The 12,072-nt window shown below is 50.8% G+C and carries 8 protein-coding genes; all 8 read left to right on the top strand.

The window, feature by feature from the left end:
• Positions 1–331 precede the first annotated feature (331 nt).
• The 8 genes from BUB43_RS07375 to BUB43_RS07340 all read left to right on the top strand — a co-directional run bounded on the left by BUB43_RS07375 (position 332) and on the right by BUB43_RS07340 (position 12,057).
• Positions 332–3,871 (top strand): putative Ig domain-containing protein, encoded by a 3,540-nt coding sequence (locus tag BUB43_RS07375; protein ID WP_073179746.1) that lies wholly within the window; start codon positions 332–334, stop codon positions 3,869–3,871.
• A gap of 17 nt (positions 3,872–3,888) precedes the next feature.
• Complete coding sequence (locus BUB43_RS07370; protein WP_073179744.1) at positions 3,889–4,131, top strand: hypothetical protein; 243 nt, start codon at positions 3,889–3,891, stop codon at positions 4,129–4,131.
• A 195-nt stretch (positions 4,132–4,326) separates the two neighbouring features.
• Positions 4,327–5,400: a Gfo/Idh/MocA family protein gene (locus tag BUB43_RS07365; RefSeq protein ID WP_073179742.1), complete on the top strand. Its 1,074-nt coding sequence runs from the start codon at positions 4,327–4,329 to the stop codon at positions 5,398–5,400.
• The gene (locus BUB43_RS07360; protein ID WP_143154065.1) at positions 5,390–6,526 is read left to right on the top strand and encodes a DegT/DnrJ/EryC1/StrS family aminotransferase; all 1,137 of its coding nucleotides are present in this window, start codon (positions 5,390–5,392) and stop codon (positions 6,524–6,526) included. Before BUB43_RS07365 ends, BUB43_RS07360 begins: the two co-directional genes overlap by 11 nt.
• Positions 6,527–6,558: 32 nt before the next feature.
• A complete protein-coding gene (locus tag BUB43_RS07355; protein ID WP_073179741.1) occupies positions 6,559–8,493 on the top strand; it encodes a polysaccharide biosynthesis protein in 1,935 nt (644 codons plus the stop codon).
• Between the two features lie 31 nt (positions 8,494–8,524).
• Entirely contained in the window at positions 8,525–9,331 is an 807-nt protein-coding gene (locus tag BUB43_RS07350; protein ID WP_073179739.1) for a polysaccharide biosynthesis/export family protein, read from the top strand.
• A gap of 6 nt (positions 9,332–9,337) precedes the next feature.
• The gene (locus BUB43_RS07345) at positions 9,338–11,716 is read left to right on the top strand and encodes a GumC family protein (RefSeq protein WP_260200529.1); all 2,379 of its coding nucleotides are present in this window, start codon (positions 9,338–9,340) and stop codon (positions 11,714–11,716) included.
• The gene (locus tag BUB43_RS07340; protein ID WP_073179737.1) at positions 11,716–12,057 is read left to right on the top strand and encodes a phosphomannose isomerase type II C-terminal cupin domain; all 342 of its coding nucleotides are present in this window, start codon (positions 11,716–11,718) and stop codon (positions 12,055–12,057) included. The genes BUB43_RS07345 and BUB43_RS07340 overlap by 1 nt, the downstream gene beginning before the upstream one ends.
• The last annotated feature ends 15 nt before the right edge of the window (positions 12,058–12,072 follow it).

Below are 12,072 nucleotides of genomic sequence, written 5' to 3'. Positions count from 1 at the left end.
AGTGCATACCACAGCCGCCCGATACGCGGATTATAAAAATGTTACCAGAATCTCAAGAGCTTTTTACCGGCAAAATTTTATCTAAGTCCAATACAAAGTCCAATACAAGTCCAATACAGATGCAATAAAATATTGGAGTTGTAATGCAGTTGTACTACTGAAATAATGGAGTTTCTCAGAATATAGGGCGGGAAATGATGCGCGCAATGGCCGTGGCGGTGGACACTAATTTTTAGAAAATATGAACAAAAGTTAACATGCTGTTAATATTAAGTTAACATACGCGTGCGGGGATAAAAGTATTTTTGGCATGTAAAAAACTGTAAAACTGATGATTACAATTCTATCCCAAACACGGAACGCTGCGGTGGCGGCATTCCTAGTGACCTCGGCGAGTATGTTCTCGCAAACCGTGATTTTTGAACAAGACGGAAAAAATGTACCTAACGATTGGAAGGCAATTAATAATGTATCCACCCAACCTATCAGCCAAACTGGTGGTAATGGGTACTGGTTGTTGGAAACTAAATCTGCTACGGAAAAGGATGAGCTTACCAGCAGTATGTATAATTTGTCATCCTATGCAACTGCTACTATTACCTTAGAAGTAGCCACATATGGCAACGGCGATAACAACTCTGCCAAGGTTGAAATCTCCAAGGATGGCGGTACTACCTGGTCTGAAAGTGTGTTGTCAAAAACGCCGACATCATCTAAATATATTGATGGCGGAACATTTAATATTTCGAACCCCGGTAATTTCGTAGTTCGCCTTACCAATAACGGTGACAAAGGTAAGGGTGTAAGGATTCAGAATTTTAAAATCACAGCAACGGGACAGGGCACCACTACCCCAGCAGCACCGGTGCTTACGGCGCCTGCCGCTCCGCAGCAAGGTACGGTAGGGCAGGAGTTCTCCTATGAGCTGGATGCGTCGGACGATGCCGTATCTTTCCAGGTAGTGGCAGGCAGCAGCCTTCCCGCAGGCCTATCCCTAAATGCTGAAAGCGGGGAAATCAGCGGTACGCCTACTGCTGCGGGCACTTTTACAACCAAGTTCGTAGCGGCTAATGCGGGCGGGCAGAAATCCAACACCATTGATGTTACCTTCATCATAAAAGAAGAAGATACCACCACCCCGCCTGAAAACCCTATGCCGGTGGGCGGCACCATCTTCAAGCAGGGCGAGCTGTTCTTCGTAGGCTTTGATGGGAAATATGAAACGAAAGGTCCGGCGGACAGGTTTCTGATCGCCACGCTGGTGGACATAGCGCCGGGTACGCACTTCGGCATCGCCAATTCTCGCTACGAAGCCGGCGCAGCAGCGAATGTAAGAACGGACAGGTGGGGTGGCCCAGGTGATAAGCCACACACTGAGCCCGGCCTTATCACCTTTAAATATACGGGTGACACCCCAATAAAGAAGGGCACCGTGATGGTATTTGATCTGAATGGTACTTCCAACGGATTTAATAAGATTCATTTCGTAAGCCCGCAACAAACGGTAAGCACTGAAAGTAGAAACTTCTCATTCGAAGTTGTAAAATCCAATAAACCTAATATTAGCAACGACGATCCGGATCAGATGTATCTTATCCAGGGCGGTTTTGAGCTGGATCAAAAAACGCCTACAACTGGCGCTGCGCGCTACATACTGAGAGGTAAGCTGCTGCACGGCTTTACCAACGGTAATGACTGGGTGCCATTAACCCAGGCAAACAGCGGTGCAGATACTACTAACGGAAATAAAACTGAGAAAAAGAAAAGGTCTTCCCGCCTTCCTGCCGCTCTGGAATGCCTGAACTTTGCCTTGCCTAACGGTCAGGGAGCGGCATACTACAAAAACAGCGAAACGCACGAGGGTAGCTTCAGAAACATCCTAAGCTCCGTAAACACGCCAAGCAAATGGACTATTGGTAAACCTACTATAAAACCTACCGTAGCTAATGCGGATGCAAAAGCCTTCACAGAGAACGGCACCGTGCAGCCGGGAACCTGGCTGGGTTCCAACGGTACCAACTGGTTCTACTGCGAAAACTGGGAGAACTATCAGGTGCCGGATAAGACTACGGATGTCATCATCCCAGCCACCGCTGTTAACAAGCCTGTGGTAAAGGCTGACGATGCCAATGCAGCGAAGTATAAGAACACCGCTACCTTCAACAATATCACTATTCAGGAGGGCGCTAAGCTTACGATGAACGGCACCACGGAAATCGAGATGCACGGCAACTGGAATAATGAGGGAACTTTCGAGATGGGCAACAGCACCATTACCTTTGCAGGAACAGGTACGCAGGTAATCAACGGCAACGATACTGCGAAGGCAGAAACCTTCTACAATGTAAACCTTGCGAACAACTTCAACACCCAAGAATCCAACAACCTGATTGCCAAGGGCAAGCTTAGCGTACAGCCGGGCTATAAGGTAACCGCTGCAGACGGGCGCTACATCTCCGCAGGAAACTTCGAAAACCAGGGAGACGGCAGCAACTTCATCGTGGAGAAGGACGGCAGCTTCGTAATTGATAATGCGGCGGCAAGCGTAAGCGGGCAGATCACCGTACAGCGCGAAACGAAGAACTCTGACGGCGAGCAGTACAACTTCCTTTCTGCGCCGGTGAAGGGTCTGAACATCAAGGCTTCTACAGGTTCTCCAAGAGTGCAGGCATACGAGGAAGCTACGGATTTCTTCCAAGATTCCGAAGGGGAATATATAGTGGGCAAAGGCTACGCTGTGAAGGATGCTGCGGCTGAGAATCTTTACAACTTCCAAGGAGAGGTGGTACACGGCAACCAAACCTACGCAATGGAGAAAAGCGGCGAAGGCTACAACCTTCTGGGCAACCCATACGCTGCGAAGTTTAGCCTTGAAAACTTCTTCGTGGTAAACAATAATCTAGATACTACATTCTATCTGTGGGATAGCGCGGTAAACAAGGAGGTGCAGCAGTACGGCGGTGCATACAACGGTAACTCCTACGCTACCTACAATGTGGATAACTCTACCGGTGCGAGAGCAACCGGAGGGGTAGCACAATCCAACGCGCAAGCGGAAACAGCGAATGATAAAGTACCGAACGGCATCCTGAAAGTAGGGCAGGGCTTTATTGCCAAAGCTACTACGGCAGGCAATGCTACATTTACCAACGAAATGATGGTGAAGGAAGGCGGTGTGGCATTCTTCGGAAATACCGCTAAGAAGCAGGATAAAGACCGCTACTGGCTAAGCCTGGACACACCGACTGGCGTAAACAACCAGATAGCCGTGGTATACTACGGCGGCGGCTCCAACGCATTCGGCAAGGATGATTCCGAGGATATCAGCAATGCTTCCGACCTGCTTTATACCGTGGCAGACGGGAAGAAGCTTATCATCCACGGTAGAGCGCCTTTCAGTGCAGAGGATTTGGTAAAGCTTGGCGCTAATGCCTTCGCAGACGGTACATATAAAATCAAGGTGGACAGGGCTGAAGGAATATTTGCCGGTGCCCAGGGCATCTACCTGAGAGACAAAGCAACCGGCGCGGTAGTAAACCTTTCGGAGAAGCCTTACAGCTTCCGCGCAGAGGCAGGCTCGCTTGCAGACAGGTTCGAGATCGCATATACCGACGCCAGATTCCTCGCTGCTGCAGAAGCTGCTGTGGCAGATCAGGTGAGCGTTTATGAAGACAACGGCGGCTTTGTGGTTGCTGCTCCTGAGAAGATCTCGGAGATCAGGGTGTACGACGCGGCAGGCAAGCTGGTACAAGTTTCCCGCCCTGCAGAAAGGAAGGCAGCGGTTTCCGCATCTGCCTGGGCAAAAGGGGTATACCACTTTGTAATCAGCGCGGGACAGACTACCGCAACTAAGAAAGTTCTTAAGAAATAACCGAAACTCAGAATAAAATGAAAAAGTTGATAATCCTACTTTCCTTGGCTGCCCTGTCGCAGGCATACGCTCAGGAAGCATCCGCGAACAGATTTATCTATGAGGTGCCAGAGGCGGAATACGCCCAGGAAGAAACCGAAAGGGGACCGGGCAACCCGGGGAACCTTCCTACCAGCCCGATAGATCAGTACATACCGTTCCTTGCGGCGGCAGGGTTGGCAGCTGCAGCCTACGGCGCAAAAAAAATGAGAAAGGCATAAGGTTTTTTTATAAAGCTGTTCTACAAGGTAGTTGAAGTGCCGCCCCGACGGGGCGGCACTTTTTTAGTTTGTTTTTTTTCATAAAGAATAGGACGCAGAGCGGTAAATATATTTGTTAATTTACTACATTTGTAGCCGTTTGTACAGCTATTAAATATAGCATACTGCGGAGCGAAATACCCTCCGCAGAACATTATGACTAATAAGATTAAGTTTGCGGTATTAGGCTGCGGCCACATCGGCAGGAGGCATTTGGAGATGATAATTTCCCACCCGGACTGCGAGCTCCAGAGCATCGCGGATGTCCGGGAGGAGGTTTCGGAAATTGCGCAGTCCTACGGAGCAGCTTTCTTTTCCTCCCTGGAGGATCTGCTTGCGGGCGGATCTCTGCCCGATGTGGTATGCATCGCCACGCCAAACGGATGCCACTACCGGCACGCAAAAAAACTTATAAATGCAGGGTGCCACATAGTGCTGGAGAAGCCTATGGCGCTGCACACCTGGCAGGCGGATGAGCTGCTGTCCCTGGCAGAGCAAAAGGGAGTAAAACTGTTTATGGTAATGCAGAACAGGTTTTCGCCGCCGGCGGTGTGGCTGAAATCCATTGTGGAGAGCGGGATGCTGGGTAGAATATTCATGCTGCAGCTGAACTGCTTCTGGAACCGCGACGCGCGGTATTACCAGGCAAACGGCTGGCGGGGCACCGCTGATCTGGATGGGGGGACTCTCTTCACTCAGTTTTCCCATTTTATTGATATAATGTACTGGATGTTCGGCAGCATCAGCGACATCACTGCGCGGATGGAGAGCTTTAATCATAAAGGGCTTACCTGCTTCGAAGATTCTGGGATGGTGAACTTCCGCCTTCGGGACGGGGGAATGGGGTGCCTGAACTTTACCACAAGCGTATGGGACTGCAATATGGAAAGCTCTATGACGGTGATTGCGGAGAAAGGCTCCGTGAAGATCGGCGGGCAGTATATGGACAGGGTAGATTACTGCCACATAGAGAACTACCGGATGCCGATACTGGCGGATACGCCAGCCTCCAACGACTACGGGAGCTACAAGGGATCTGCCGCCAATCATCACTTCATCATCCAGAATGTGGTGGATGTCCTGAAGGACGGCGCAGAAGTGGCAGTATCCGCGGAGGACGGCAGAGAGGTGACGAACATAATAGAAAACATCTATGCCGCGGCAGGAGCGGCACGCCAGAATAATAAAACTGCCGCATCACTTACTGAAAATACACTCTATGGAAAATAAACCGAAGATATGGCTCTCGTCTCCGCATATGGGCGGCGGCGAGCTGAAATACATCCACGAAGCCTTTGATGAAAACTGGGTGGCGCCCCTAGGCCCCAATGTGAATGAGTTTGAAAACAGCCTTTCGGACTTTCTCGGCGGAGATATGAGGGTGGCGGCACTGAGTGCCGGAACGGCAGCCCTGCACCTGGCGCTTATCATCCTCGGTGTAGGCTATGGTGATGAGGTGATCTGCCAGAGTATGACCTTCTCCGCTTCTGCAAATCCTATCACCTATGTAGGAGCGAAGCCCGTGTTTATAGACAGTGAGCCGGAGACCTGGAATATGTGCCCCGAAGCCCTGCGGGAAGCGGTAGAGTCCGGCATCCGGCGCGGCAGGAAGCCGAAGGCCATTATCCCAGTTCATCTTTACGGTATGCCCGCGAAGATGGACGAGATTCTGGCGGTGGCGGCAGAATATGAGATACCGGTGATAGAGGATGCGGCAGAGGCGCTGGGCAGCGTGTATAAGGAGAAAAAATGCGGCACGCTTGGCGATATGGCTATCCTGAGTTTTAACGGGAATAAAATCATCACTACCTCCGGGGGCGGCGCACTTGCCTGCAGTACGGAGGAGCAGAAGCAGAAGGCGATATTCCTCTCCACGCAGGCGAGGGACCAGGCTCCGCACTACCAGCATTCGGAGATCGGGTACAACTACCGGATGAGCAACATAGTTGCCGGCATAGGCAGGGGGCAGATGGAGGTGCTGCAGGAGAGAGTGGAGGCACGCAGGCGCAACCATAGCTTTTATGAGGAGATATTCCGCGGGTGGGGCGGCGTGAGCCTTCTTACCGAGCCGTCGGATGCTTTTTACTCCAACCACTGGCTCTCTGCGATAGTAATTGATTCTGAAAAAACGGGCTTCACAAGGGAAGACCTCAGGCTGAAATTTCTAGAGGATAACATAGAATCCAGACCATTGTGGAAGCCTATGCATATGCAGCCGGTGTTTTCGGATGCGGCATTCTTCGGTGGAGGCACTGCGGAGCAACTGTTCCGCGACGGGCTGTGCCTGCCGTCTGGATCTAACCTGACAGAGGATGACCGGGGAAGGATCCGGGAGGTGCTTGAAAACTTCAGATAAGCAATAAAATAAATTCGACAAGGAGCAGCAGGATGAAACGGATGAAATCTGCCTTTTCGCACATCTACAAAGGCGATAATATGATAAAGATATCAGAAATGCGGTATATGCCCCGTTGGGCAGTACTTCTGTTCGATATCCTGCTCTCCTTGTTGGCGCTGCTGATTTCTTCTGAGATCATCCTCCGGCTGAATGTCATTCCCCCGGATTATATTTCCCACGAGATGAAGGGTGCCATCATCATCGGCACCACGGTAGTGTATATGTTCGTGTTCCGGACCTATGCGGGGATCATCCGCCACTCTAATTTTTTTGACCTGTTCAAGATCCTGCTTGCCTGTTTCTGTACTTCGGCTACGCTGCTGGCGCTGAATTATGCGGTCTATTTTACCACCCGCCAGAAGCTCTACCTTACCACTGTACCGCTGGTCTATATGCTGGTGCTGGTCATTTTGCTTTTCCTTTTCCGCATCGTCATTAAGCAGGTTTTTCATTTCCTCAATGAGTTTAAGCGTGCCTCGTCCAAGAAGAGGGTGCTGGTACTGGGGATTGGCGAGTCCTCCGTGGCGGTGGCAAATGCGATACTGGACAATCCTGTGGTGCCCTACGAGCTTGCGGGCTTTATTACTGCACGAACGGATCATAAGCGGGCGCAGCTTTTGGGAAGGAGGATCTATTCCAAAGAAATTCTGAATAAGGAGAATGCCGGGGAGAAATTTGATGCGGTGGTAATAATAAAAGAGCTGATGTCCCCGGAAGAGCTGGAGGAGTGGACCAACCTAGCCCTGGGGGCAGGCCTACAGGTACTGAAGGCCCCCGTGGTGCAGGATATGCGCGCCGCCGACCCGGCTGCGGGAATCCGGCAGCTGCAGATTGAGGACCTGCTGAACCGCAAGCCCATCTCCATAGAAAATGAAGAAGTAAAGAAACGGCACTACGGGAAGGCGGTACTGGTAACCGGCGGTGCGGGCTCCATCGGCAGCGAGATAGTGCGGCAGGTGGCGGGCTTCCGGCCGTCGCTGGTAGTGGTGCTGGATCAGGCGGAGACGCCTCTTTACGATGTTGAGCTTGAGATGAGCAGCAAGTTTCCGGATGTGAATTTTAAGTTCATCCTTGCAGATATATCCAACAGGGAGCGTCTGGAGCCCATTTTCCAGCAGTACGATATCTCGATGGTGTATCACGCGGCTGCCTACAAGCATGTGCCGCTGATAGAGGAAAACCCGCACGAAGGCGTGCTGGTGAACATCCTGGGTACCAAGAATCTTGCAGACCTAGCCTGCAGGTACAACATCAACCGTTTTGTAATGGTATCAACGGATAAAGCCGTGAACCCTACCAATGTAATGGGTGCTACGAAGCGCGCCGCGGAGCTCTATGTGCAGGCGCTGCAGAAGCATACGGCGGCGCGTACCAAATTTATCACCACGAGATTCGGGAATGTGCTTGGCTCCAACGGGTCTGTAATCCCTCATTTCAAGAGGCAGATAGAGGCGGGGGGGCCAGTAACCATCACCCACCCGGAAATAGTGCGCTACTTTATGACCATACCTGAGGCTTGCGAGCTGGTGCTGCAGGCAGGGACCATGGGGCAGGGCGGGGAGATCTATGTCTTCGATATGGGGGAGCCGGTGAAGATTATCGATCTCGCCCGGAGGATGATCCGGCTTTCCGGAATGATACCGGAGGTGGATATACCTATCACCATCACAGGTTTGCGCCCGGGTGAGAAGCTATATGAAGAGCTGCTGAGCGACAATGCCAAAACGATGCCTACGCACCACGAGAAAATAATGATTTCCAAGGGCCCCGGAGTGCCTTACGAACGCATAGATTTACTTTACCAAGAAATTATAACCGCTGCAGGGCAGGAGGACAGAACGGAGGTGGTAAAAGTTCTCAAGGCTATGGTGCCGGAGTTCATCAGCAGAAATTCGGAATTTGAAATGCTTGATGTGGCGAAATAAATATTTATCTTTGACCGCAGAATACATAAGGATGAGTAAAGTTTTTAAGCTGATATTGCCGCTTATCGCCTTGATATTTGCAGTACTATCGTGTAGGCCGCAGAATGATATAAATTATATGCAGGACATCGAAAGTATTGCGGTGGAGGCGTCGGTGAAGAATACGGTAAACACCATTCAGCCCGGCGATCAGCTGGTAATCTTTGTAAGTGCCAAGGATATGGATGTGGTGCGGCCTTTCAATCAAACCTACTCCTCCAGCGGAAGCGTGGCGCAGTATTCCCAGAGCAGATCCGGGGCGCAGGCGGCATCTACCTCCGGGCCGGGGACTGTATATACGGTAGATACGGACGGATATATTAACTATCCTGTGATAGGAAAAATCAGCACTACGGGGCTTAATCAGGAACAGTTCCGCGAAAAGCTCACACTGCTGCTTACGGAATATGTGAAAAACCCCGTGGTAGATCTGCGTACGAACAATTTTAAAGTTACCGTACTGGGCGAGGTGGCCAACCCAGGCACTTATAATATCCCAGACGGTTCGGCTACAGTACTCAGCGCGCTTGGCCTGGCGGGCGACCTCACGATCTACGGAGTCCGCACGAATGTACTCGTGGTAAGAAATAACGACGGCGAGATCACGCGGCAGCGGCTGAATCTTACCTCTGCGGAATTTATCAATTCTCCGTATTATTACCTGAAACAGAATGATGTAATCTATGTGGAAGCAAATACCACAAAGCAGAATACCGCCAGAACCAACCCCAACATCGGGCTGTACCTCTCCGGCGCGTCCCTGCTGATTACATTAGTAGCTATTATTTTAAGAAAATAACAAATTTTGGAGAACAGCTTACCAGCGCCTCAGCTTATTGCGGAAGAGGATAAAAGAAAAAACTTCAGGGAGGTACTCAGGCCTTATCTGCACAGATGGCCTTGGATCGCCCTCAGCCTTCTGATAGCCCTTACCATTGCCTGGCTGAAACTGCGCTACAGCAGTACCGTATACAGGACGGAATCTACCGTGCTCATCAAGGAAGCCAACAAATCTGTGGGGAGCGGGCCGGAGCTTTCTGTGGCGAACCAGATTGGCGCTATCTCGGGTATGGGTACGAATTCCGTGGATAACGAAATTGAAATATTCCGCTCCAGGAAGCTGATGTTGTCGGTGGTGCGGGAGCTTGGCCTGGAAACCGTGATATATAAGCCAGGCAAATTCAAGCGTACAGAGCTGTACAAAAGCAGCGCACCGTTTACCGTGAGGGTACTGCAGGAGATGCCGAAAGCCGCGTATCCAGGGCTTGTGAAAGCTACCGTAACCAACAGCAATATCACGCTACATTCCGAGTACTTCAAGGGAGGAAAGATCACGGCGCCTCTCAACAGGGCTGTAAAGCTGCCGTTCGGGGTGTATATGTTCCAGGCCAATGGTGATTATAAAGGCAATGACGACCGCAATACGGTGTATGAGCTAGAGTTTATGTCCGGGATGAACCGCGCAAGGCAGTTTCTCGGGCGTCTCAGCGCATACCTTACGGATTTAAATACCACCGTAATAGTACTAAGTATGCAGTCCGAACTGCCTGAGAAAGCTGAGGATATCCTCAATAGGCTTGCAGTAGATTATAACAGGGATGCCATCCTTGACAAAAATTCTGAAGCGCAGAAAACGGCTGATTTCATCGATGAACGCGTGCGGATCATAGGGCAGGAACTCGGTGATGTGGAAAATCAGAAGGAAAGCTTCAAAAGAAACAACAATATTGCTGATATCGAGACGGAGGCAAACCTCTCGCTGCAGAGCGGCGCAGCAGCAAAGCAGAGAGAGATGGAGAACGAGGCACAGCTTCAGCTTACCGACGGACTTCTGGGCTACCTTAACAGGCAGGGGAGCTATCAGGTGCTCCCACTCAATATAGGGCTGCAGGACAATGCCATAGCTGCAAATATTGCTACCTATAACCAGCTCATAATAGAGCGGAACCGTTTGCTGGAGAACTCCACGCCGGCAAACCCCGTAGTTCAGGATGTTACCAAGCAGATCAACTCTATGCGTACGGCGATCCAGCAAAGCCTGCAGAAGAGCAGGCAGGCACTGGTGGTAGAGCGCAATGCCCTAGCGCAGGAGCAAAGCAGACTTGCCGGAAGGATATCGAAGATCCCGCAGCAGGAGAAGCTTTTCCGCAGCATCGAGCGGCAGCAGACTATTAAGGAGCAACTGTACCTGCTTCTCCTTCAAAAAAGGGAGGAGGCTGCCATTGCCCTAAAGATCGCAGCACCGAAAGCCCGCATTGTAGATGATGCTCTTACCACGGGTATCGTGGCACCCAAACGCAATGTATACTATGCTGTGGCTATGGCCCTGGGGCTTCTAGTTCCGCTTGCGCTCATCTATCTTTCGGAACTGCTTAACAATAAGATTAAGACCCGTGCCGATCTGGAGCGGCTGGTACACGGCATCCCTGTGGTAGGGGAAATTCCTTCCGTACCTTCGGGGCAGAAAGACCTTGTTTCCGCGAACGACCTTTCTCCGCTGGCGGAAGCCTTCAGGATATTGGCAACCAACTTAAACTTTATGCTGCCGCAATCTGGAGAGGGCAGGGTGGTGATGGTGACCTCCTCCGTGAAAGGGGAGGGAAAAACCTTTACAGCCGTCAACCTCGCGCTTATCCTCGCCAGCGCATCGCGCAAGGTATTGCTGATCGGGTCGGACATCAGAAATCCGCAGCTATCGAGATATGAGTCGGGACAACTGGGGAAGGGACTTACAGAATTTCTTTACGACCCCTCAGTAACGCCCGCGGAAATTATCAACACAAGCAGAAATAACTCTTTTCTGAAAGTGATTTTTTCCGGAGCCATCCCTCCAAATCCTGCGGAGCTCCTCGCCAACGGGAGGTATGCCCAGTTGGTGGAAGCGCTGAAAAGGGACTACGATTATATAATACTGGATACAGCGCCGCTGATGCTTGTTTCGGATTCCTTTGAAATTGCCCCGCTTGCGGATGCCACGGTGTATCTTACCAGATCGGGCTATACAACGAACGACCTCATAGAGTTTGCGGAGTACAATATCAGGAGCAAGAAAATCAAGAATACAGCCTTTGTAATTAATGACCTGAATAAGCGATATTTCGGCTATGGCGGTAAGTATGGCTACGGCTATAAATATGGCCAGTCAAGGCAGAATTTCTGGGAAAAAATAAAAGCTAAATTTTAATGGAACACGATCTTAGACCGTGGGGCGAGTATTGGGTGCTAGAAGATGCATCCACGCACAAAGTAAAGAAAATAAGAGTAGCGCCGGGCGGAAGGCTTTCCCTGCAGTACCATAAGCACAGGGCCGAAGTCTGGACCATCATCACCGGTGTGGGTACCGTAACGCTGAATGATGAGGTAAAACAATACCTGCCGGGGGAGGTGGTCCGCATTCCCCGCGGTGCCAATCACCGTATAGAAAATGCCGGCAGCGAAGATCTGTTCTTTATAGAGGTGCAGTACGGCGACTACTTCGGCGAAGATGATATTGTAAGAATCGAAGACGATTACAGCAGGGCGTAACAACAAAGCTAACAG

It is taken from the genome of Cruoricaptor ignavus (genome assembly GCF_900141665.1).
In the GTDB taxonomy this organism is placed as follows: Bacteria; Bacteroidota; Bacteroidia; order Flavobacteriales; family Weeksellaceae; genus Cruoricaptor; species Cruoricaptor ignavus.
Note: the sequence above shows the minus strand (reverse complement) of the source record. Positions and strands in the feature narration are given on the sequence as shown.

What these genes read in the sequence shown, in the direction of transcription:
- BUB43_RS07375 (WP_073179746.1), top strand. Translation starts at nt 332, where the DNA reads ATGATTACAATTCTATCCCAAACACGGAACGCTGCGGTGGCGGCATTC.
- BUB43_RS07370 (WP_073179744.1), top strand. Translation starts at nt 3,889, where the DNA reads ATGAAAAAGTTGATAATCCTACTTTCCTTGGCTGCCCTGTCGCAGGCA.
- BUB43_RS07365 (WP_073179742.1), top strand. Translation starts at nt 4,327, where the DNA reads ATGACTAATAAGATTAAGTTTGCGGTATTAGGCTGCGGCCACATCGGC.
- BUB43_RS07360 (WP_143154065.1), top strand. Translation starts at nt 5,390, where the DNA reads ATGGAAAATAAACCGAAGATATGGCTCTCGTCTCCGCATATGGGCGGC.
- BUB43_RS07355 (WP_073179741.1), top strand. Translation starts at nt 6,559, where the DNA reads ATGAAACGGATGAAATCTGCCTTTTCGCACATCTACAAAGGCGATAAT.
- BUB43_RS07350 (WP_073179739.1), top strand. Translation starts at nt 8,525, where the DNA reads ATGAGTAAAGTTTTTAAGCTGATATTGCCGCTTATCGCCTTGATATTT.
- BUB43_RS07340 (WP_073179737.1), top strand. Translation starts at nt 11,716, where the DNA reads ATGGAACACGATCTTAGACCGTGGGGCGAGTATTGGGTGCTAGAAGAT.